This is a genomic window from Acinetobacter sp. KB005, from assembly GCF_049949095.1.
GTDB lineage: Bacteria > Pseudomonadota > Gammaproteobacteria > Pseudomonadales > Moraxellaceae > Acinetobacter > Acinetobacter calcoaceticus.
In genome coordinates, this window is sequence record NZ_CP188191.1 from 1,540,200 (window position 1) to 1,563,687 (window position 23,488).

Sequence of the window (23,488 nt, forward strand, 5' to 3'; positions counted from 1 at the left end):
AAAACGCATCGGCAGCCAATAAGACCAATGCAAGTATCCATACCAGTTGTGCTGGCGACCATAGCAAGAGTGAACCACCTGATCCCTTCCCGAACTCAGAAGTGAAACCTCTTAGCGCTGATGGTAGTGTGGGGTTTCCCATGTGAGAGTAAGTCATCGCCAGCTCATTATTCAAAACACCCTCAACTTAACAGTTGGGGGTGTTTTTTTATGACTAAATTAAATGACGAAAATAAAGAATTTAGCGTAAGTATCAATTAATTAATAAAAATAGCTAATCGATAAATAAGGTTATTCTTTAGCAAGGCTTTTTAATAAAAAATCCACTTTTTCTTCTGAAAATTTTAAACTGACATGTATGATAAATAGAAACTATATGTTATAAATATTGAATAGGCATGATTTTTGCTTGTTTTATGGAATTTAAAATATATGAAATTATCTGTTGGGTTGAAAGTTGCGAATTCTCTATCGTTAACACCTCAATTGCAGCAGGCAATTCGTTTGTTACAACTCTCTAGTTTAGAGCTTGAACAAGAAATTCAGATCCAACTAGATAGTAATCCTTTACTTGAAAAAATAGAAGAAGAGTCATTAACAGAAAGTCTGTCTGCATTAGAAAGCAAAGACTCTGATGACTTAACAACTGAATTAAATGCAAACCATTTACCTGATGATTTACCAGTCGATACAGAGTGGGATGATATTTATACTCATCAATCGACGGCTTTGGCCACTCCAGAATTTGAAGAGCGAGAGGATAATCGCCAAGTTCAATTATCTTTAAAAGAACATATTCTAGAACAAGTTAATCTTCTGCACTTTTCTAAAATAGATCAATTAATTGCTTACTGTATTGTTGATGCATTAGATGATAAAGGATTCTTGGATGCTGAATTAGAGGAAATCATTTTAGCGTCACAGCAATTATTGAATGAAATGGATATCGAGGAAGAGATAGAGGAAGATGAAGTTTTAGTTGTTTTAAAACATATTCAAAGACTTGATCCATTAGGAATTGGTTCTCGTAATTTAGCAGAATGTTTAAAGATACAACTCGAATTTTTATCTAAAGACGTTGAATATTTAAATGAGGCAAAAAGCCTATTGCAATATTATGAGCTTTTAATAGCAAATGATCTAAATAAATTACTCAAGCAGACAGGCCTAACGAAAGATCAATTGAAGTTTGCAATCAATCTTTTAAAAACATTAAAACCCTATCCTGGTATGGACTTTGATAAAGAAGAATCAGACTATCAAATTCCAGATGTGGTGGTTTCTAAAAAAGATTTACATTGGCAGGTTCAACTAAATCCAGATGTGCTGCCTAAATTAAGAATTAATAGTTTTTACTCTAGTATGATTCGTAGAGCAGATCAGAGTGAAGATAATTTATATTTGCGTAATCAGATGCTTGAGGCGAAAAACTTTATCAAAAGCATTGATGAAAGACATAAAACGCTATTAAAAGTAGCATCATGTATTGTAGAGCATCAGAAAGCTTTTTTGGAGATCGGTGCAGAGGCAATGAAACCGCTGGTTCTTCGAGATGTCGCTGAAGAAGTAGAATTACATGAATCTACAGTTTCTCGTGTAACAACAAATAAGTATATGCTTACCCCACGTGGCCTTTTTGAGTTGAAATATTTTTTCTCTAGCCATGTAGGCACAACTGCTGGAGGGGAGGCTTCTTCTACTGCAATTCGTGCAATGATTAAAAAACTTGTAGCAAATGAAAATCCACGTAAACCCTTGTCAGATAATGTGATTGCTACATTATTAAAAGATGAGGGGATTGAAGTGGCAAGAAGAACTGTCGCAAAATATCGAGAATCGTTACATATTCCTTCATCGTCTGAAAGAAAAGTCTTGATCTGAATTTTGAAGTATGGCTATTCTAGAGATTCATTATGACGAAATAATGAAATTTCAATTTCACCAAGAGGAGTAGCTAAAATGGTTTAGTTGTCCTAAGTTTCTTTTTGATAGCATTAAATCGTTTTGGTTCTTCTTTAAATAACCTAAAAAAGGTGAGGGATAGAATTATGCAAATAACGATTCGTGGTCATCATTTAGCAATTACACCAGCTATAGAAGAAAATATTAAATCAAAATTTAATCAATTAACGAAACACCTAGATCAGGTGAACAGTATGCAGATTAAATTAACAAAAGATCATCAAATTGATAAGCGCTCTCATAAGGGCAGTTCAAATCATGTTGCAGAGGCTATTGTAAGATTGCCGGGGATTGAGTTGTTTGCTCAGGCAACTGCTGATGATATGTATACTTCAATTAAAAAATTGACTGAAAAATTAAAAAGACAATTATTAAGATATCGAAAAATGCAATGTACTTATTCGCAAGTTACTGTTTCTATTTAATAAGTTTTTTGAAGTTAAGAGAGGCTTGAAAGATAGCCTCTTTTTTATTGATAAAATATAAACACGTACTGAATTCTTGGAAAAAGTTATAGTAAAATACTCCGTTTTACCCCTTAGGTTGTGTCAGAGGTCTTTGCAATGAATAGTGAACAGCTCACTCAAATTTTAAAAGAAGCTTTCCCTGTAGCGGAAGTGGTGGTGAGCGGACAGGCCGGAAAATTTGACCTCCGTATAGTGGATGATCAATTTGAAGGTAAGCGTACAGTGGCTCGTCAACAGTTAGTTTATGCACCATTAAATACTTATATTGCAAGTGGGGAAGTTCACGCGGTAACAATTCGTGCAATGACCAAAGATGAATGGCGTAAAGCAAGCCTTTTCGGAGCTTAAATATTAATGGATAAATTTTTAATTACGGGTGGTGTTAAGCTCGAAGGTGAAGTGCGCATTTCTGGTGCTAAAAATGCTGCTTTACCCTTACTTGCTGCAACTATTCTTGCAGATTCTCCAATTACAATAACCAATGTTCCAAATCTTAAAGATGTTAATACTTTGGTAAAGCTAATTGGTGGATTAGGGGTAACGATTGGCTATGAAAATGACACAGTAAAAGCAGATACCTCTACTTTAGATAATCAGTTTGCACCTTATGAACTAGTAAAAACAATGCGTGCCTCAATTTTGGTTTTAGGACCATTATTAGCACGTTATGGTAATGCTAAAGTTTCTTTACCAGGTGGTTGTGCGATTGGTTCAAGACCTGTGGACCAGCATTTAAAAGCTTTAGAAGCTTTGGGTGCACATATTGAAGTTGAAAATGGTTATGTCCATGCTTCTGTTGATGGTCGCTTAAAAGGTGGTGAAGTTGTTTTTGATATGGTGACTGTTGGCGGTACCGAAAACATCTTAATGGCAGCAGCATTGGCAGACGGTGTTACAACTATTCGTAATGCAGCACGTGAACCTGAGATTACTGACCTTGCTCAAATGTTAATTAAAATGGGCGCAAAGATTGAAGGTCTTGATACAGATACTCTTGTTGTAACTGGCGTAGAAAGTTTACATGGCTGTGAATATGCCGTTGTTGCTGATCGTATTGAAACAGGTTCTTATTTAGCTGCTGCTGCAATTACGGGTGGACGTATAAAAACAACTCATACGGATCCGGCATTGCTTGAGTCTGTTCTGGATAAGTTTGAAGAAATGGGTGCTGAAGTCACTCGTGGTGATGACTGGATTGAACTTGATATGATGGGTAAACGTCCTAAAGCTGTAAGTTTTAGAACTTTGCCACATCCAGAATTCCCAACTGATATGCAAGCACAATTGATGGCAGTAAATGTTATTGGCCGTGGATTCGCGACAATCTCTGAAACGATTTTTGAAAATCGTTTTATGCATGTTCCTGAATTGTCACGAATGGGCGCTAATATTCAGGTGGAAGGTCACGATGCTGTTGTAACCGGAGTTGAAACCTTACAGGCAGCACCTGTTATGGCAACAGATTTACGTGCTTCATTCTCTTTAGTTCTGGCTGCTTTAGTTGCAGAGGGTGATACCTTAATTGATCGTATCTACCATATTGACCGTGGTTATGAACATGTCGAAGAGAAGCTTCAAGGTTTAGGTGCCAAAATTAAGCGAGTAAGTTAATGAATGATGTAAGAAACGATGATCCTAATTTTGATGTGATGGGTAATTTTGATCATGGTTTGACCTTGGCATTAAGTAAAGGGCGTATTTTAAAAGAGACGTTACCTTTATTGGCTACAGCGGGTATTAATTTGCTCGAAGATCCGGAAAAGTCTCGTAAGCTCATTTTCCCTACTACGCATAAACAAGTACGTATTTTGATTTTACGTGCGTCTGATGTACCGACCTATGTAGAAAATGGTGCAGCAGATATAGGTGTAGCAGGTAAAGATGTGTTGATGGAACATGGTGCTCAGCATGTCTATGAGTTACTTGACCTGCAAATTGCTAAATGTAAGTTAATGACTGCTGGTAAAGTAGGCATGGAGCATCCAAAGGGTCGTTTAAAAATTGCCACGAAATATGTCAATCTTACACGTCAATACTATGCAAGCTTAGGTGAGCAGGTTGATGTTATTAAGCTCTATGGTTCTATGGAGCTGGCACCTTTGGTTGGTTTAGGCGATTACATTGTAGATGTGGTTGATACTGGTAATACTTTAAGAGCGAATGGTCTTGAGCCATTAGAAGAGATTTGCAAAGTATCTTCTCGATTAATTGTAAATAAAGCCAGTTTTAAACGTAAACAAACTTTGTTAAATCCAATCATTTCACAGCTTGAGCAAGCTGTTCAATCGCGTTAAAAGCAATTTCCCATCATGCTTTTGCGATAGTTAAGCTAGATGATGCCCACAAGCGCATAGAAAAAGGGTAAACTTACTTTTTCTTTTTCGCCTTGTGGGTAAATTGATGCGACGTTTATCGACTCAAGATCAAAACTTTAAACAGGTTTTTGCTGAGCTATTGGCATTTGAAACCGTGAATGATCTTAATTTAGTGCAAACAGTAGATCAAATTATTGCTGATGTTCGTCAGCATGGTGATGATCATGTTTTAAAGCTTACTCAACAGTTCGATCGACATCCTGCGCATCAATTTTCAGATTTAGAATTATCTCAAGAACAACTTAAAACTGCTTTTGATAATTTAAGCCCAGAAATTCGTGATGCTCTAGAGTTAGCCGCAAAGCGTATTCGTACATTTCATGAAGCTCAGAAACAAGATAGCTGGACTTATATAGATGACTTGGGCAATACACTAGGACAAAAAGTTACGCCTCTAGACCGTGTCGGTATTTATGTGCCAGGTGGTTTAGCCTCTTATCCATCTTCAGTTCTAATGAATGCTGTACCTGCTCATGTTGCGGGTGTACCTGAAATTATTATGGTTGTTCCAGCACCGAATGGTGAGTTAAATCCATTGGTTCTTGCCGCAGCTTATCTTGCGGGAGTTAGCCGAGTATTTACCATTGGTGGGGCACAGGCTGTAGCAGCTTTGGCTTATGGTACTCAGACCATTCCACCAGTAGATAAAATTACCGGTCCGGGGAATCGTTTTGTAGCCGCTGCTAAACGTGCTGTATTTGGTCAAGTCGGCATCGACATGATTGCTGGGCCTTCTGAAATTTTAGTATATGCAGAAGGTGAGAATAATGCTGATTGGTTGGCTATGGATGTTTTATCACAAGCTGAACATGACACAGTGGCTCAAGCTATTTTTATAACTCCAGATGAAGCTTTGCTCAATGCAGTAGAGTTGGCAATTGAAAAGCATTTAAATGAATTGCCAAAGGCAGATATTGCGCGAACTTCAATTGAAAACCGTGGTGCTTTGGTATTGGTCAAAGACCGTGCAGAAGCAATTGAGTTGATTAATCAGGTTGCACCAGAGCATTTGGAACTGTGTCTAGATGACGCAGAAGCAATGAGTGAAGATATTCGTCATGCTGGAGCAATTTTCATGGGGCGTTATACACCTGAAGCAATCGGTGACTATTGTGCGGGTCCAAACCATGTATTACCGACATCTGGAACTGCTCGTTTTTCTTCTCCATTAGGCGTTTATGATTTCCAAAAACGTTCGAGCTTGATTATGTGTTCGAAAGATGGGGTTAAAACCTTAGCTAAAACAGCCGACATATTAGCTGTCCAAGAGAACTTAGATGCCCATGCACGCTCAGCACGCTATCGTTATCAATAAGCTTATAAACCTTGTAGTTTTTTAATTATTACTCAGGGCTGATTTTCAGCCCTTTTTTGAGATAAGACCATGACTTTATCTACAGCACAAATGCGCTTTTGGAGTCCAGAAGTTCGTGAATTAGAGCCTTATGTTCCTGGTGAACAGCCTAAAATTCAGAATTTATTGAAACTTAATACGAATGAAAATCCATATCCGCCATCACCAAAAGTAGTTGAAGCAGTTCAAGCTGTTTTAACTCAGCAAGCTGATGCATTGCGTTTATATCCAGACCCAGATGCTACAGCTTTAAAGCAAGCAATTGCTAAGCAACAGAATATTGAGATTTCTCAAGTTTTTGTGGGTAACGGCTCAGACGAAGTACTTGCTCATATTTTTAAAGCATTTTTCCTTCAAGATGAACCGATTCTTTATCCAGATATTACTTATAGTTTTTATCCAGTTTATAGTCAGTTCTTTGGAACAAAAACTAAAGAAATTCCACTTAATGAGAATTTCGAGATAGAAGCTAAGGACTATATACAACCAAATGGCGGGATTGTTATTACAAACCCTAATGCACCAACCAGTATTGCAATGGGTTTGCCTGATATCGAGCAAATCTTAAAAGCAAATCCAGATCGGGTGGTGGTGATCGACGAGGCTTATGTTGATTTTGGAGCAGAATCTGCAGTTGGTCTTGTAAATCGCTATGAGAATTTGGTTGTTTGTCAAACAACTTCGAAGTCTCGTTCATTAGCTGGTTTGCGCGTTGGTTTTGCAATCGCTCAGCCACATTTAATTGCAGCGCTTGAAGCTGTCAAAAATAGTTTTAACTCATATCCTATTGACCGTTTTGCAATTGCAGCCGCGGTAGCTTCTTTTGAAGATCAGGCTTATTTTGAAGAGCAACTTCAGAGAGTTATTTCCAGTCGTGAAAAGCTAGTAGATGACTTAACTGCTTTGGGCTTTAAAATTTTACCTTCTAAAGCGAACTTTATTTTTGCTTCACACTCAGTCCATGATGCAGGCAAACTTGCACAGCAATTACGTGAACAAGGTATTATTGTGCGTTATTTCAATAAGCCTCGTATTAATCAATTTTTGCGTATTACAGTGGGTACTGATGAGCAGAATATGCGTTTAGTGCAAACGTTAAAACAAGATATTCTTTAAGTTTTAGTCTGCTGTGCTGTTCATCAAGTTCAGCATGGCAGAAATTTTATCAAGGCTTTCTTGATATTCTGCTTCTGCATTTGAGGCAATCGTAATACCACCACCCGCCCATAAAGAGAGCTGATTTTGATATTGTTGAAAGCTGCGGATAAGAATATTCCAGCGACCCGTTCCATCAAAATTGAAGTAACCTAATGTCCCGCAATATGCACCTCTTGCTTCTTCTTCTAATTCTTCAATAATTTGCATTGCCCGAATTTTTGGTGCCCCTGTAATTGATCCTCCCGGTAAAGCAGAGAGCAACATTTGCATAGGGTTGATATCATCTTTAAGAGTCGCAACAATCTCACTGACCATATGATGGACTTGATTAAAACTTTCGATTTCGAATAATTGTGTTGTTTTTACCGACCCTGTATTGGCATAAATGCTCAAATCATTACGTAATAAATCAACAATCATGACATTCTCTGCCTGATCTTTTTGCGAGTTTTTTAAAGTTTGTTTAGAAATAAAATCTCTTTCAATATTCTCATATCGAGGCATAGTTCCCTTAATCGGTCTGGTCTTAATTTGTTTATTTTGATTGAATTCAATGAAAAGCTCAGGGGAACAACTTAATAACTCAAATTGATCTAATTTTAAATAACCTGCATATGGTGCATTAGTAAGATTCCATAAATCTTCTGCTTTATTTAATAGCGACCCTGTGAAAGATGTTTTAAATTCTTGGGTTAAATTAATTTGATAACAATCGCCAGCTTTAATATATTCTTGTATTTTATAAAAGGCTTCAAAATATTGTTCTTTAGACCACCTTGGCTGAATAGCATTCTTTAATTTAAATGTATTTTTAGAATTATTGACAATAGGAGTCTCTAATTCTTTTTCAATATATGTGACGAGATCAAGAGCGTTTTCTTCATCGCTAAAAAAATACCAGTCATTATCTATATATTTTAAAAAAGAACGATATTGGCCTAAGAATAAAGATGGCTGTATATGATTCTGACCGTTAATAAATTGATGTGCAGAAAAATCATAACTAATAAAACCAATATAGCCACCGTTAAAACTTGTTATCGATTTATTATCTTTATTTTCTTTTAAATTATTTTCTTTAAGTTGAATAAAATCTAATAACTGATTCGATTTTGATATATTTTTATATTCATTAAAATTTTGACGCTGAAAAACTAAATCATTTTTATTTTGAATAAGAATGTATTGTTGAGGAAGAAAGCCAATAATAGGATTATTATTGTCATTTAAATAAATGAGCCCAGTTAATCCTTGTAAATTTTTTAAAATCTCGGCAGAATTTTTACCATTTAATGAGATTTTTTTCTTTAACTGAGACATTTTTAAATAAGAGAATAGTTAATGAGGGAAATATTAGTTTACTACAACTTGTGGATCGTCAGGGAGAAGACTTATAGAGGAGGTGTTTTTTGCTGATAAAATAGTCGAATTTTAATATGGGATTGGGGGATATTTGGAAGTTAAATGCTGAATAAATTGAGCGTACCGTTTGTCGGGTAGTTGGCAAAAAATGCACAACACTAGTTGAACAAAAAGTAACGTAGATGTAATTTAGTAATTGCTAAGCAAAACTACTCAAGGATTGGAAGTTTCGGTTGCTATATAAAGAAAAATGCAACTTGAGACAATGAGAGTGGTTAAAGTCAAAAAATAAATGCTCTTGGGAGAGTGCTCAATGAAAATGTTCACTAAACTTGCTTTAGTTTCTTCTTTAGCTATCAGCGCAAATGCAATGGCAATGCAGTCAATGGATGATGCTGCGCTAAGTGCTGCTACAGGTCAAGATGGTATTAACATCGGTATCGCTCTAGGTTCTGGCGGTATTTCTATCGACAAATTATATATTCATGATAACGATGGTTTAGCTACTTCTACAGGTATTACTGGTGCTGCAGCAACTGCCGGTGCAATTACAATTACGGGTACAACGGCAACAGGTGGTAAAGCGATAACTCTTACGCAGGTAGATGCAACAAAGAACCTATTAGACCTTAAAATTGATAGCGTTGGTGCATCTGGTACAAATGGCGCATTTTTAAATGTTGCTGCAAACGTAGGGGCCGTTAATGTGAAAGTTGGGTCTATTGGTGTTGGTAGTTCTGGTACTTTGAATGAAACAACTGCTATACGTGGTATTACAGAAGCAGCGCCAACTGAAATTATTTCTGGTCTAGATTTATCTTTAGGTGCAATTTCTGCGAATGTACAATTGGGTGCTACTCCACAAGGTGCAATGATTAAGGTAAATTCAAGTTTACAAGGTGGTTTAACACTATCTAACTTAGGTATTAACGATGCTACTGGTGGTGGTAAAATCGTTCTAGACAAAGTAATGGTACGTGGTGCTGGTAATACAACTGGTAATTTAGATGTAGATGCTAATATTTCGGTTGTACCAACTGGCTTGAAAATTCAAAATAATAGTACTCAAGGCATGAATGTTTATGCTCAAGGCATACACTTAGGTGCTGCGGGTAATGCATCAATTGGAGATGTTGAACTTCAGGGTATTAATGTAGGTACTTCTACAATTACAATTTCTGGTCACTAATTTAAAAAAGTCCAAAATTTAAAAAAGCGCGTTTTATACGCGCTTTTTTATTGAGGTTTTAATTAAATTTCTCTTAAGAATTAATAATATTGTTATATGTATACTAAATATATTAAAAGTGTTCATAGTTAAGAATGAGAGCTAATTAACAGTTTAGTTAGACTAGAACTATGCGTTCATCAAAAAGATTAAAAAAAAGCTGTTTTTTACAAAAAAACAAGGTATCTTCAAGTCACAGGGATGTAGAGCTATTGCTCTAAGAATAAAATGAATAAGGCCAGTTAGGCCACCATTTAGACCAAGTGCTTATGTTAGAGATTGTTTTAGGCTCAGCATTGATATATTACTTTGCGACAGAAGCCTTCGAAATAGAAAAAAAGCCGCCGGGAACTGTTTATTACACAGAGACTGCCGATTCACGTAATTTATCTTTTCGCCGAAATCATATTGAGCCCGTTACGATTAGACCTGCGATAGAGGATCAATTTCGCGGTATTGTTCGACAAGCCTATGACTATAGTTGTGGTTCGGCTGCACTTACCACTTTGCTAAATGGTTATGTGGGCACTAGCTTGACTGAGCAACAAACGATGAGTGGTTTGCTACAGTACGGCGAATATCAACGCATTATTGAACGTCGCAGTTTCTCTCTACTTGATATGAAGCGTTTTGTGACTGCTATTGGTTTAGATAGTGGGGGATATCGGGGTGAGTTCTCTGATTTAGTTAGATTAGGTCAGCCTGCAATTGTTCCCATTTCATATGCTGGATTTAAACATTTTGTCGTATATAAAGCTTATAAAGATGGACGAGTCTATGTTGCTGATCCAGCACTAGGTAATATCAGCTTTGATGAAAATCGCTTTAAAGAAATTTGGGATAATAATACTTTATTTGTTATCTCTGTTCCTGAATCACAACGTAAAGACTTATTGGCATTGAAAGATGCGGATATGCGTCATGTAGAAGATGCAACTGTTAACCGTTATGCCTTTGTTGATGTGCAATATCCGACATTTAATTATGATCGTTTAGCAAATAAAGCCTCAACAATGCGACGGGTTTTGGATAATGACAGTCATTCTTCAAATCATAATCAGCCGATAGAAACTTTTATGCGTCTTTATTACAAACGTAAGTAATGAATTTTTGATTTAGTAAAATAAATAAATTGGGTGGAAGGAATATGAATAATCGATGGATGAAGATGAGTGTATTGGCTTTAAGTATGAGTGCCATTACAGGAACAATCTATGCAAAGGATCAAGTTGCGCAAACGGAAGTTCAAAATACTGCAGTTGTTTCTGAACCGAATACGGCCTCAGAAGTAACGCCAGCAACAGATTCAGTTCAAAATGGAAGTGTAACTTCGTCTACAGACGTGGCAACTAGTGATCCTGTAACAGCAAATACTGGAGCTAATCAAGCTGCTACCGCTTTGCAGAAAAAAGAAGGCGATGCGAGTCAAGAAACAAACTTACAAGAAGTATTTACCTCGAATGAACGACAATATTCGTTAATTAAAAGAGGGGAAATTTCTACATATTATGATCTTGATTATACCTATTACCGCGATAGTATTTTGGATTTAGCACTAGCTGATGATAACTCTAGTATTAGTCGTTTAAGTATTAGGGAAGATGCTCAACATACTTTGACTAACAGTTTTACAGCTCAATATGGTGTTTTAGATAATTTAACACTTTCAGCAACAGTACCTCTAGTTGCTAAATCTGATATTGCTAGTGATTCAACTACTGCAGGATTGGGTGATATTTCTCTAGGTGCACGTTGGGAACCTTTCCCATTGAAACAAGGACGTTTACCTTTAGTCCTGTTTGGTAGTGTATCTACTAAAACTGGGGATAGCCCATATGAAGTTGCCCAAAATGAACTTTCAACTGGTAAAGGTTATTACTCTGTAGGAGTAGGAGCGAGTACTCGTAAGTACATCGATCCAGTTGTTTTATTTGCATCTGCCTCTGCCAATTATGGTTTTAAAGAGACTGGTTTAAATCAGGTACGTGGTGGTGGTCGTGTTTTAGAGTCATTTGATCCTGGAATTAGTGGCGGGTTCTCTTTCGGTTTCGCCTATTCATTTAACTATGACGTGTCATTAACCATGTCATATCAGCAAAGTTTTAACTTAAATTCTGAGTTTCAATTTGAAAGTGGTGAATCATATCAGTCGCCAGATCAGAGTAGTGCGATGATGGCTTTTGCTTTGGGGGTACGTGTTTCACCTGACACGATTGTTAACGGTACAGTTGGCTTTGGTTTAACAGAGGATGCACCAGATGTTTCGCTTGGTCTGTCGTTCCCGCTAGATATCTTAGGTTTGCGCAAAAAATAAAAATAAGGAGATAGGCAGGTGAAATATCCTAAATTATGTCCTTTAACAGTGGCAATTGTGATCTCTGGTTTTTCTAGCTTTGCCAATGCTCAATTAGGACAAAACCTAGCTGTTGATATTCGTTCATTATCGATGGGGAATGCTGTAACAGCAGATCCGCCAGGAATTAGTGCTGTTCATTTTAACCCTGCAGCGTTAGCCAAGATTGATGGGCTACAAACTGATGTACAGGGTATTCTTGCTAATTTTGATATCCAACGCGAGTTTTCAGCCCCCCCTGGTTATAACGTTTTTGGTTATTCAGATGACCCTCTGGTTTGTAATGATGGTCCAGAAGTTACTGCTAATATTTGTACAGACTTTAAAGGGCCTGTACGTGGCGATGTGGAATATGCCAGCTTATATGTGCCCATTCTTAAAAAAATGGTTGATTTAGGAGCTGGTTATCCACTCGTGGCTCCTACAGCAGGAATTGCCTATAAGCCTCCAGGTTCGAAAGTCACCTATGCAACAGCAGTATATGCACCATTAGTAGCAGGTTTCGGTGCAGAAAATGGTAATGCTGGTAACTATATGGGGCAACAAGTCGCTGTAGAGCGAATCACATATTTATCCCCATCTTTTGGTTATCAAGTGAATGACCATTTATCAATTGGTGCTTCAATTGGTATGTCATATAACGCACTAGCATTAAAGACAGATCTTCGTTTTCCGAATGAGATGATTGGTGTCTTACGCATGGTTGATGAAGTGGTTTGTGCGCCATTTAAGAATAATAATGACATGATTACTAGTCTATTATTATTCGGGATGTGTAATGCTCAAGAAGGCATGAATCCATTTAATAAAATGGGAGCCTTACAAGTTTCCATGGAGCAGTCTTTAAGCCCAAGTTATAACTTGGGCTTGCTGTGGGAGCCGACAGATGATTTTGGCTTGGGTATGGTCTACCAAAGTTCAGCCAAGATGCGTATGAAAGGCAAATACATGATTGATAATGCTAAAGCGCCTCAAGAATTGATACGCGGGCTGAACTCATCTGCGACCGGACAAATTTTAGCGCGAATTCTAGGCTTGCCTGGCTATGTACCTGATATTGAATCGGGTTTAGTAGCGATGGATTTAGAATATCCCGCACATTTTCAGGCAGGTATTAAATATAAGATTTTTCCAGACTTACAAGTAAACTTTGATGTTGGATGGACCGATTATTCAGCATGGGATAAATTTAAATTTGAGTTTGATCGCCAGATTTCATTACTTAAAGTTGCAAAACTATTATCTAATGATGTGACCGATAACTCTTTAGCATTGCCATTAAAGTTTACTTCACCATGGAGTTGGGGAATTGGCTTAGAGTATTCGGCAACGGATCGTTTGAAATTACGAGCAGGTTATGAGCCCCGTGCTAGCGCTATTCCTAATGACAAACGTAATACTATGGTTCCAATTAACAATGCGCAATTGTTTGGTTTGGGATTGGGTTATCGTTTTGATACAGATACTGACCTAGACCTTTCAGTTGGTTTCTTACGCAGTCGAGATAATATTCCAGCATGTACGAGTACTTTATCGAATAAATGTGGTGTCGATAATATTTTATTAAATCCTTATGCTGGTTTGGATGTAAAAACAAATACTAAAATTACAGTGCTTGGTTTGAGTTACAGAACAAAATGGTAAGACAATATAAATGGATGTTTCGGCCTAAATTTGCTATTTCAATTTTATGTATTGCGATAGCAAATGTTTCTATATCTTATGCAGACGGTTTCTATACGATTATCGGCCCAGATGGTCGTCCTATGATTGTGCCTAGTAAAAGAGTTGATCAAAAAAAACAGTCTATCCCTCAAATAAAAATACAACCTCAAAATTCACCAGATAAGACGGTAATTCTTCCTTCTCAAAAAAATTATAAAGAAAAAGAGCAAATTAAAGATTTACCGAAAAAATTAGAACAACAAGTAGAAAATAAATTAAATACTGCACCAACTGCACCAACTGCACCAACTGCACCAACTGCACCAACTGCACCAACTGCACCAACTGCACCAACTGCACCAACTGCACCAACTGCACCAACTGCACCAACTGCACCAACTGCACCAACTGCACCAACTGCACCAACTGCACCAACTGCACCAACTGCACCAACTGCACCACAAAAAACTCAGAAGGATACTCAGTCTGCCTTAGCAGAAAGTCGTGAATTAAAAACACCTATTGAAAAAAATAAAAATCTTGAAAATGTAAAAGTTCAAACGGCATCTAAGAACGAATGGCAAAAACAGTTACTCTTAATTCCACCACCGATAAAAAATACTTCGCAAGCTTCCCCAGCGTCAACTTATACACAAGATAAGTCTAAATTTACTACTATCGATGGCGTAGAATATGTAAATAATGAATATCTTGAAGATCAGGAGTTTAATCTTGAAGGAAAAAAACGTTTTTATCTGGTGCCAGATGGCTTAGGAAGAACCGAATCAGTAGAGCGGAAAAAAGGTGTAAGCCGATCAACGTTAGATCAGCTTTTTAATCGCCATACTCAAGATAAAGAGTCTACAGTTGTATTAGCACCAACATATATGCGTTTATCTTCGAAAGACTTAGTAGCAGCTTTTGAACAAGATCAATGTTTTATTAAGGGTTATAACAAGTCAATTAAGACGCTTAGTATAAATAAGGAAGTAAATGTATGGCCAAGAAAACCACTGAAAGAGAAGTTTGAGTATGAGTTGATTAAGCTTGATCCCTCAGTCCAACATTTAAAACTTATGTCGTTCGCTGCTAGTAATGAGAAACCTTTATATTATTGGCCTTTAGCTGTTTTTTTAGATGACAAAGGTTGTATTTTAGAGGGAGTAAGTGGATTTAAGAGTAAATCTTATCCTTCTACCATGTTACAACATGCATCAATTCAAGGCGTTTTAAAAGTACCACCATCAGCACATTACATGATGATGACACCTTTATCCTCTGCCGTAGATGTTGCAGAAACCGAGTTATCTAATCAGGGACAAATTCAAATTTCCGTATTACGTTAAAAATAAGTAGGGTATCTAATGAATAAAAAAGTTTTATGGCCTTTTGCATTAACCACATTAGCGATTATGCTAAATGGATGTGGTGGTGGTAGTTCCACAATAAATGAGAATCCTACAAATGGATCAGGAGGAGCTACCGCTAATGGAAGTTGTTCGGTAACAAGCAGTGATTGTCTACAATTTTCTTTAGATTACCCAATTGCTGGTCTTAATTTTACATGTAGTAGTGCGGCCAATCTAAGCTTTGTTACTAAGGCTTCAGGTAATAGTGTTATTGGATCTTGTAAAGTTGGAGATACTGCTAATTTTTATTTGCAAGATGCTAAAAATACAAGAAAAATTGAACTAGGCTCCGTCAAGCTGGACACTGTTTCAAAAATTCAGATGACTGTTCCACCACGTTTAAAAGTTATGGATATGGCTATCGGATTAACTGGACAAACTCCAACATCACTTAGCCAAGATGATCCTACAGTTCGTGTTGCAATGGCATTGGTAAAACTCTTTCAAAGCATTGGCTTAGAGCGCGGTGAGAATGTTGTTGGCGATTTGCAGCCAACACGATTTACCGATGACAAGAAAAATACTCTAAATATTTTAGTTCAAAATATTACCGCTACAGAATGGAAAAATGGTGCTTATGCCAATATTTTGAAACCTTGGTTAGATGTAAATCAGATATCAGATGAACAAGCTTTTGAACTAGTAATACAATTAGCAAACTTAAGTTTAGTAGGACTATATCAATCTGATTATCTTACTTTGGTTAAACCTGTTTTAGGATCGAATCAACCTTCTTTAGTAGCTGAAAATTTTTATGGATGTAATCTAACGAATTTGGCGGATTGTCCAAAAAATGGGGTTAATACCCAACATGTGTTAGGTAATTTGTTCTTATTATCTGATCGTCAGGGATATACATTTGGTTATGGTTTACAGTGGAAAGGAACTAGTACGATTGCGACTGGAACAGCTATTAGTAAAGTATTTAATATTTTGACCAAATCAAAACCAACTCAAATGATTGCAAGTGCGCAAACTAGTTGGCTTGATCCAGTTCAAACAGAGATTAAATCAACAAAACCATTTCGCTTAAAAATCTCTAGTAATATTAATGAAGACTTAGTGATTTATCAGGGTAAATTATTAAATGATTCATTTATCGCAGGACGTGATAGTTCATATTTAGCTTTGACGAATACGAAAACTCCTAATCCTCAGCAATATGCATTATGGAAACAGAGCGCTGATAACCAAAATTATATTGGTTCTATGGATATTACTAAAGTTGCACCAGCAAGTTATTTATCCAGTCAGATCTTTAAAACTGCTAATAACGTCAAATCTGGCCAAACTTATATTTTTCCATTATATGCAACTCTAAACTTTAAATTTGATACCGCAGGAATTGCACCTATTGATTTGGGTATTGTAGTTGATGAGCATGGAGATATTCGTACCGACATTAAACCTAATGCCACTTCAACAGATATGTCTGGTCAGTGTGGAGTGGTTTCAAATACCAATTTAATTGATAACAATGGCGTTCAACAATACCGAATTGGTACAACTGGAGGAACGGAATCAGCAGCCACTGATAAGTCAATTACAGTAAGAATGATTTTGGGTGCACCTGAATTAGGAAATTTAAATGGTATTGTCTTTGGTTTAAATTCAAATGTAGTTCAAAGTACTTCTGAAGATGACATGAAAACATTAGTTGTAAGCGGCGCAAAAATTAATGTTGCTAACCTATTGCAAGGGCAAAGTAGTGGTGCAAACCTTACAACCTATGCTAATGAAACAGTTCCATGGGTTAATCTCTATGCGTTATATCAACAGGTATATAATAATATTAAAAATATTTCGCCTGCTCCGACTGAAGCTGAAAAAGCTCTAGGTCAGCGTCAGGCAGGAACTGTGACACTTCGAACAGCTGATTGCTATCAGATTAAAACTAAGTCTTAAAATAAGAGACAAATAAAAAAGACCGCCTAGCGGTCTTTTTTATTATCTAATTGATTAACCCGTTTTGTCTAAACGAGTACCCAAAGTTTCAAGATGTGTTGGGAACACTTGTTTTTTACGATCTTCAAAATAATGTCTTAAAGTGTGTTCAACGCTAGGGAAGGCTAGTTCACCCCATGGAATTTCATGCTCTTCAAACAGACGACTCTCAATGCTTTCTTCACCGGCACCAAAAATGCCATCTTTCAGCTGTGCTTTGAAAAGTACATAAATTTGACCAATACGAGGAATATTGTACATACAGTACAGTTGTTCTATTTCTATCTCGGCTTCTGCTTCTTCACGAGTTTCGCGCGCTGCACCTTGTTCCATGGTCTCGAACAATTCCATATAACCAGCAGGCAAAGTCCATAAACCATAACGAGGTTCAATTGCACGACGACAGAGTAATACTTTGTCTTCCCATAACGCTAAGGCACCGCAGATTACTTTGGGGTTTTCATAATGAATATTGCCACAATGAGTACAAACACGGCGTACTTTATGATCACCTAAAGGAATTTTTTGTTCGGTTTTATGCCCACACGCTACACAGAAACTCATAATTATCATCGAGTATAGAGATGCCTCAGCATAACTGAATTTTTAGACTTACGCATCAACTCTATTCCCTAAGTTTATTTTTCAGATATGATGCAAAGAGAGACAGAATAATAGGTGAATGGTATGGAAGAGCACTTGCTAACACAAAAGTTACAGCAAAGATTGCGCTTTTCCACCCGCATACAAGAAGCACAAGCAGCAGTACTGATTGCTATTACAAATGAAAATGATCCTAAGGTACTGCTTACACGCCGTTCAATACATATGAACAACCATGCGGGGGAAGTTTCTTTTCCGGGTGGAAAGCGTGACCCCAGTGATACCAGTAATATTGTGGTGGCCTTAAGAGAAGCTCAGGAAGAGACCGCTTTAAATCCTTTTGATGTGCAGTTGCTCGGCGATTTGCCAATGCAACGTGCAAGAAGCGGACTATCTGTAAAACCCATTGTTGGGCTTATTCCCCCAGAGGTTACTTTAATACCTCAGCCTACTGAAATTGATCGAATTTTTTTTGTGCCTTTGCAAGAATTAATTGATACAAGACCCATGCCTTACGAAGTACGTTATGCCCATCAATCTTTATACTTTCCAAGTTTACAGATTGATAATGAAATTATTTGGGGTTTAACTGCTCGTATGTTAGTTGCTCTGTTTAAATATGGATTGGGTTATCAGAAAGAGTGGCCATTTTTACTCAACTCACCAACATTTGGTATGCCAAAATTTTCTCATAAGAATAAATGATCAGGATTGATAAATTATGATGTATAGCTATCAAGGACAGCACCCAAAAGCCTTACATGAACCATGGGATGGCTGGGTTGCTCCAACTGCAACACTTATTGGGCAGGTGGAACTAGGCCGTCAGGTCAGTATTTGGTTTGGTGCAGTAGTTCGTGCTGATAACTGTGTAGTGCGAATTGGTGATTTTTCTAATATTCAAGAAAATTCTGTATTACATACCGATGCTGGACTTGAATTAAATATTGGTGAATATGTCACCGTTGGGCATAAAGTCATGCTGCATGGCTGCACGATTGGTGATAATAGTTTGATTGGTATGAACGCCGTAATTTTAAATCGGGCAGTGATTGGCAAAAACTGTATTATTGGTGCTAACGCCTTAATTCCTGAAGGGAAAATCATTCCAAATAATTCAGTGGTGATGGGGTCGCCCGGCAAAATTGTTAAAACTTTAGATGAGGACGGTGCGGCAAAAATACGGTTGAGTGCATTGCATTATGCTGAGCACTTTAAGAATTATGCAGATTTAAAAGAATTCCACTTTTAACTTTTTTTTAGAAAAATATTTTTATGCCAAGCACAAGCTTGGCATTTTTATTTAGACAGAGAACAACTCGCCTATCAGAGCCGAGTGGGTTATCATAACTCCCGTTTTTAATCTGATTTAATACTAAGGTTGTGCATGAAATTGCTGGCGTTGGAAACTGCAAATGAGCAGTGTTCTATCTCATTAGTCGATGAAACCCAAGAACTGTTTTTTCAACTCGATACGCGGGCGAAAGCACAAACCCAGACCATTTTGCCGATGATTGAGCAGGGGCTACAACAAACAGGTCTTGAGGTTGCTGGTCTGGATGCGATTGCCTTTAGCCGTGGTCCGGGTTCTTTTAGTGGCGTCCGAATTAATGCAGCTGTGACTCAGGCTTTGGCATGGTCACAAGATTTACCCGTTATTCCCGTTTCGAGCTTGCAAGCTTTAGCACAAGCAGCATACCGACTTGAAGGTTTGGAACAGGTGACTGCGGTTCTCGATGCTCGTATGAATGAAGTTTATATTGCAAGTTTTGTTCTAGATGAGCATAGAATTATGCAATGTATTGATGAAGAAAAATTAATGGGCTATGAGCAAGCGGCTGCTTATGCAAAGCATTGCTTAATTGGTTCGGGTGCGAAGCTCCTTCAAGCTGATGCAGAGCATCAAACAATCACTGCAACAGCACAAGACATCGCTTCTATTGCACGTGTTTATGCAACACAAAAGCAGTGGGTTGATGCTGAACATGCTTTACCAGTTTATTTACGTGATGATGCATGGAAAAAAATAGCAGATCAGGGTAAAGCAAAATAAAGGCACTACTCATGCACATATATTTTGAAGTAGATTTTCAAGAGCAAGCACAGCACTACCAAGCTGTGCTTTGTTCTAGAGGTGTGACTGTCGATTTGCAACCAGTTGAAAAGCTCAATTCACGTTTTTTGCGTTTAAATCCTGAGTTGGCACTTTGTGTAGATGAAAACGGGCTATGGTTATCTGCAAATGGCATGAAAATGCAGCCAGACTGGAAAGCTGAAATTTCTCGTTTAAAACGTGCAAGTCTTAAATCAGAAATGATTGCCCGTGCTTGTCAGTTAGGTGAAAAACCCATACTTGTTGATGCTACAGCAGGCTTGGGTCACGATAGTTTACTCATGGCTTATTTAGGTGCACAAATACAATTGGTTGAGCGCCATCCAATTTTATTTACCTTACTTGAAGATGCAAAAGTACAAGCTGAACAAGACAGCTTTTTAAGCCAGTTTATGAATCGGATTCAACTGATCTTTGCTGACTCTGCAAGTTATTTACAACAGTTACAGCAAACAGCTCAACTGGTTGATGTGGTTTATCTAGACCCTATGTTTCCTCAGCGTGATCAGAATCACCAAGCCATCAAAAAACAAGCTCAAGTTAAAAAACAGATGCAGCTTTTACACCTACTTTTACCCGAAGATGGGGAAATGGATTTAGGGGATAATTTGCTGGTTTTGGCACAGAAAGTTGCTAAACGTGTAGTGGTTAAACGCCCACGTCATGCTATTTTCTTGGCAAATCAGGAGCCAGCTCATCAATGGCAAGGAGATGCTTGTCGTTTTGATGCGTATTTTCAGTAGGCTTATGTAAGGTTAGGTTTTATTGCTTGAATAATGCACAAATATATGTGATATAGTTCAAAAGCATGATTGCTAAAATTCTTAGCAGGCATACACTTAAGATGCCTGACAAAAACGAAATTTTTGAAAACCTTTTATGATTGATCTTAAACCCTCCATTAACTTTTGGCATGATTTTAAAAGCAACCAAATTGCCGGAATGTGGCTGTTTTTGGGATCAAGACGTTCTTTACAAATTGTACATCCATCAATTCTTCAGCTCATTGTCTGGGGGATTTTAGGGGGATGTACTAACTCTCTTTATAGCTGGCTTGTGGCTGGTCAAATCGGTGATTTCAATTCACAAGGTTTAATTGGTTACGCACTTTGGCCGTTTATTGCTTTAATTGTCGGTATATTTTTATCACAGCGCACCAACCAACCTCGCTTAATGCTAGTACCTGCTTTACTTTGGTTGGTTCTAGATACAAATATCTTATTAATTCAATGTTTAATTCAGTATTTAGGTTCTAACGGTTATCTCAACTTTATTCCAGATGCTATTTATAACGGAATTTTACCGAGCTTATTTGTAGCTTTGTTCGTATGGCAAAGTTTAGCGGTGATTTGGGTTTTCTCACGCGAGCTCAAGTGGCCTTGGTGGGAACGCGCACTCGTCATGGTTGCGACTATTGCGACCATGGTGGTCTGGCAACTTTCTGTAAAAGATCAACCGATTTGGAAGGTCGAAGATTCAGCTCCAACATTTGCGGAAGATGCTTTTTATGCACAAAGTAAGCTACTGAATGACTCTTTAGAGCAAGTCCAATATGGTGAGCAGGCAAAAAGTCATTGGTATTTTTTAGGTGTGGCAGGTGATAGCTACCAAGATGTTTTTAAATCGGAAGTAGTCCGTATTAAAGAACAGTTTGATACACGCTTTGGTACTGTGGGTCGGTCAATGATGCTGGTCAATAATCCAGATACCCGTACAGAAATCCCGATTGCCTCTAAAACCAGTATCGAGTTAGCCCTACGCCGTATGGGGCAGCAAATGAACCGTGATAGTGATGTACTATTTCTATATATGACTTCACACGGTGAACAGAATCACTTCGAAATTGAAAATGCGCCATTAGATCTAGGGCAAGTAGACCCTAAATGGTTGCGTGAAACACTTGATAAATCCGGTATTCGCTGGCGTGTGATTGTTATCTCAGCCTGTTATTCAGGAAGCTTTATTCCTGCTTTACAGTCTCCTGATACTTTAATTATTACTGCATCTGCTGCTGATAAAACTTCTTTTGGATGTAATAACGAAGCTGACTACACTTATTTTGGTCGAGCTTTGTTTGATTTGGCTATGCGAGAGCAATCTTCGATGAAAGATTCGTTTAATACAGCTAAGCAAACGGTAACCAAATGGGAAGTGGCCCAAGGTGTAGAACCTTCAGAGCCTCAGTGGATGATTGGTAAAAATATGGAACTTATGCTACCTCAATTGGAAAAGTATCTATTTCCTCAGCAAAATACTGGTAGTGTAGATATTGCTCAAACAAAAACAGAGGCCAAAAACGATGCAACTCCTGCAAAAAAACCGCTGCTTTGAAGGTGAGCAACGTGTTTACCAATTTGAATCTCAGTTATTAAAAGGCCCAGCTAAGTTTGGTGTGTATTTGCCACCAGCCGCTTTAGAAGGTAAGCCTTGTTCAACTTTGTTTTATCTCGCTGGGTTAACGTGTACTGAAGAAACCTTTGCCATAAAAGCGCACGCACAACATATGGCGGCACAGTTAAGTTTAATACTGATTACACCAGACACTTCTCCTCGTGGAGAGCAGGTTGCTACAGGGGATAATTGGGATTTAGGTCAAGGTGCAGGTTTCTATATTAATGCAACACAAACACCTTGGTCTGAGCATTATCAAATGGAAAGCTATTTGATTGATGAGTTATATCCACTCATTTTGAAAAACTTTCCAGTAAACGCTCAACAAGTCGGTATCTTTGGGCACTCAATGGGTGGCCACGGCGCCTTAACTTTGGCTTTTAAATATCCTGAAAAGTTTAAGTCGGTATCTGCTTTTGCTCCGATCTGTGCACCAACTGAATGTGCATGGGGAGACAAAGCCTTTAGTCATTATTTAGGTGCAGATCGCGAAAGCTGGCTTGCTCATGATGCCACTGCTTTAGTCTCAAAAAGTGGTGCAGTATTTGATGAAATTTTGGTTGATCAGGGATTGGATGACCAATTTTATGAACAGCTTCACCCTGAAAAATTTAAGCAAGCATGTTTAAAAGCAGGACAACCTTTAACTTTAAGACAACATGCGGGCTATGATCATGGCTATTACTTTATTCAAACCTTTATGGATGAGCATTTACAGTTTCATGCAATCCAGTTAGAAAAGGTAAATGGCTAATTAATGTTGCCATTCCACCTGAAATTCTTGTTGAGCCATGCGGTTTAGATGATCAAGCACGACTTTTTCTAAGTGGTCATGGTCATCTAGCTGACTATCAATAGCAACGTTTAACTGCTCTGTTTCAGGTGCAAGCGTAATGGTTGCTGTAGGCATTAAAATTTTGAAATCTTGTTCAGTCTCTTGTACTTCAAATTTGTGTTTCCAATGATTAACTAGACGTTTTGCAATACGTTTGCCATCGTTTGTTAATAGATGAGTTGTGCTTTTCATTATCAATCCTCACATTACTTTAATGTACCTTAACAAATTCATTTAGCGCTTAGCATTCTAATGTTGCAACGTTACGT

22 protein-coding genes and 1 rRNA gene are annotated in these 23,488 nt (G+C 37.7%); 20 read left to right on the forward strand and 3 right to left on the reverse strand.

The genetic code is table 11. The annotated features are described in order from the left end of the window. Nucleotides 1-50: 50 nt before the first annotated feature. The 8 genes from rrf to hisC all read left to right on the forward strand — a co-directional run bounded on the left by rrf (nucleotide 51) and on the right by hisC (nucleotide 7,274). A 5S ribosomal RNA gene (gene rrf / locus ACPF64_RS07505) occupies nucleotides 51-165 on the forward strand. A 267-nt stretch (nucleotides 166-432) separates the two neighbouring features. After that, nucleotides 433-1,881, forward strand: coding sequence for an RNA polymerase factor sigma-54 (locus tag ACPF64_RS07510; protein ID WP_151745347.1), 1,449 nt, complete (start codon nucleotides 433-435; stop codon nucleotides 1,879-1,881). A 167-nt stretch (nucleotides 1,882-2,048) separates the two neighbouring features. Further along, complete coding sequence (hpf, locus tag ACPF64_RS07515) at nucleotides 2,049-2,387, forward strand: ribosome hibernation-promoting factor, HPF/YfiA family (protein ID WP_049838342.1); 339 nt, start codon at nucleotides 2,049-2,051, stop codon at nucleotides 2,385-2,387. 138 nt (nucleotides 2,388-2,525) lie between these two features. Continuing rightward, complete coding sequence (ibaG, locus tag ACPF64_RS07520; protein ID WP_004641297.1) at nucleotides 2,526-2,777, forward strand: BolA family iron metabolism protein IbaG; 252 nt, start codon at nucleotides 2,526-2,528, stop codon at nucleotides 2,775-2,777. Nucleotides 2,778-2,783: 6 nt separating this feature from the next. Beyond that, on the forward strand, nucleotides 2,784-4,040 hold the full coding sequence (gene murA, locus ACPF64_RS07525) for a UDP-N-acetylglucosamine 1-carboxyvinyltransferase (protein WP_092711078.1): 1,257 nt from the start codon (nucleotides 2,784-2,786) through the stop codon (nucleotides 4,038-4,040). After that, nucleotides 4,040-4,723: an ATP phosphoribosyltransferase gene (hisG, locus tag ACPF64_RS07530; RefSeq protein ID WP_003655841.1), complete on the forward strand. Its 684-nt coding sequence runs from the start codon at nucleotides 4,040-4,042 to the stop codon at nucleotides 4,721-4,723. Before murA ends, hisG begins: the two co-directional genes overlap by 1 nt. Nucleotides 4,724-4,829: 106 nt before the next feature. Next, a complete protein-coding gene (gene hisD, locus ACPF64_RS07535) occupies nucleotides 4,830-6,119 on the forward strand; it encodes a histidinol dehydrogenase (RefSeq protein ID WP_005043028.1) in 1,290 nt (429 codons plus the stop codon). Between the two features lie 69 nt (nucleotides 6,120-6,188). Continuing rightward, complete coding sequence (gene hisC / locus ACPF64_RS07540; protein ID WP_426455918.1) at nucleotides 6,189-7,274, forward strand: histidinol-phosphate transaminase; 1,086 nt, start codon at nucleotides 6,189-6,191, stop codon at nucleotides 7,272-7,274. Between the two features lie 3 nt (nucleotides 7,275-7,277). Here the strand turns inward: hisC and ACPF64_RS07545 are convergent, their stop codons facing one another. Further along, nucleotides 7,278-8,636: an anthranilate synthase component I family protein gene (locus ACPF64_RS07545; protein ID WP_426455919.1), complete on the reverse strand. Its 1,359-nt coding sequence runs from the start codon at nucleotides 8,634-8,636 to the stop codon at nucleotides 7,278-7,280. A 355-nt stretch (nucleotides 8,637-8,991) separates the two neighbouring features. Between ACPF64_RS07545 and filA the strand changes: the two genes are divergently transcribed. From filA to filF, 6 genes are all read left to right on the forward strand, one after another. Further along, entirely contained in the window at nucleotides 8,992-9,867 is an 876-nt protein-coding gene (filA, locus tag ACPF64_RS07550; RefSeq protein ID WP_198078959.1) for a putative pilus system protein FilA, read from the forward strand. Nucleotides 9,868-10,175: 308 nt separating this feature from the next. Then, complete coding sequence (gene filB / locus ACPF64_RS07555; RefSeq protein WP_426455920.1) at nucleotides 10,176-11,009, forward strand: putative pilus system C39 family peptidase FilB; 834 nt, start codon at nucleotides 10,176-10,178, stop codon at nucleotides 11,007-11,009. A gap of 44 nt (nucleotides 11,010-11,053) precedes the next feature. Continuing rightward, a complete protein-coding gene (filC, locus tag ACPF64_RS07560; RefSeq protein WP_426455921.1) occupies nucleotides 11,054-12,220 on the forward strand; it encodes a putative pilus system protein FilC in 1,167 nt (388 codons plus the stop codon). 18 nt (nucleotides 12,221-12,238) lie between these two features. Beyond that, entirely contained in the window at nucleotides 12,239-13,903 is a 1,665-nt protein-coding gene (gene filD / locus ACPF64_RS07565) for a putative pilus system OmpP1/FadL family transporter FilD (protein ID WP_426455922.1), read from the forward strand. Nucleotides 13,904-13,917: 14 nt separating this feature from the next. After that, nucleotides 13,918-15,270, forward strand: a complete 1,353-nt coding sequence (filE, locus tag ACPF64_RS07570) for a putative pilus assembly protein FilE (protein WP_426456120.1) — start codon at nucleotides 13,918-13,920, stop codon at nucleotides 15,268-15,270. 18 nt (nucleotides 15,271-15,288) lie between these two features. Further along, on the forward strand, nucleotides 15,289-17,238 hold the full coding sequence (filF, locus tag ACPF64_RS07575; RefSeq protein ID WP_426455923.1) for a putative pilus system protein FilF: 1,950 nt from the start codon (nucleotides 15,289-15,291) through the stop codon (nucleotides 17,236-17,238). 54 nt (nucleotides 17,239-17,292) lie between these two features. On the opposite strand, the gene ACPF64_RS07580 is transcribed toward filF, so the two are convergent. Continuing rightward, entirely contained in the window at nucleotides 17,293-17,841 is a 549-nt protein-coding gene (locus tag ACPF64_RS07580) for an NUDIX hydrolase (protein ID WP_198078296.1), read from the reverse strand. A 114-nt stretch (nucleotides 17,842-17,955) separates the two neighbouring features. Between ACPF64_RS07580 and ACPF64_RS07585 the strand changes: the two genes are divergently transcribed. The 6 genes from ACPF64_RS07585 to fghA all read left to right on the forward strand — a co-directional run bounded on the left by ACPF64_RS07585 (nucleotide 17,956) and on the right by fghA (nucleotide 23,138). Further along, nucleotides 17,956-18,585 carry a CoA pyrophosphatase gene (locus ACPF64_RS07585; protein WP_198078295.1) on the forward strand — a complete coding sequence of 210 codons (630 nt, stop codon included), beginning with the start codon at nucleotides 17,956-17,958 and terminating at the stop codon, nucleotides 18,583-18,585. 19 nt (nucleotides 18,586-18,604) lie between these two features. Beyond that, nucleotides 18,605-19,132, forward strand: coding sequence for a gamma carbonic anhydrase family protein (locus tag ACPF64_RS07590; protein WP_426456121.1), 528 nt, complete (start codon nucleotides 18,605-18,607; stop codon nucleotides 19,130-19,132). Nucleotides 19,133-19,267: 135 nt separating this feature from the next. Then, entirely contained in the window at nucleotides 19,268-19,933 is a 666-nt protein-coding gene (gene tsaB, locus ACPF64_RS07595) for a tRNA (adenosine(37)-N6)-threonylcarbamoyltransferase complex dimerization subunit type 1 TsaB (RefSeq protein WP_426455924.1), read from the forward strand. 11 nt (nucleotides 19,934-19,944) lie between these two features. Beyond that, entirely contained in the window at nucleotides 19,945-20,736 is a 792-nt protein-coding gene (locus ACPF64_RS07600) for a class I SAM-dependent methyltransferase (RefSeq protein WP_426455925.1), read from the forward strand. Nucleotides 20,737-20,872: 136 nt separating this feature from the next. Then, nucleotides 20,873-22,324, forward strand: coding sequence for a C13 family peptidase (locus tag ACPF64_RS07605; RefSeq protein WP_045437535.1), 1,452 nt, complete (start codon nucleotides 20,873-20,875; stop codon nucleotides 22,322-22,324). Further along, complete coding sequence (gene fghA / locus ACPF64_RS07610; RefSeq protein WP_426455926.1) at nucleotides 22,293-23,138, forward strand: S-formylglutathione hydrolase; 846 nt, start codon at nucleotides 22,293-22,295, stop codon at nucleotides 23,136-23,138. The genes ACPF64_RS07605 and fghA overlap by 32 nt, the downstream gene beginning before the upstream one ends. Here the strand turns inward: fghA and ACPF64_RS07615 are convergent, their stop codons facing one another. Further along, on the reverse strand, nucleotides 23,139-23,411 hold the full coding sequence (locus tag ACPF64_RS07615; protein ID WP_000843452.1) for a DUF2218 domain-containing protein: 273 nt from the start codon (nucleotides 23,409-23,411) through the stop codon (nucleotides 23,139-23,141). Nucleotides 23,412-23,488: the final 77 nt, after the last annotated feature.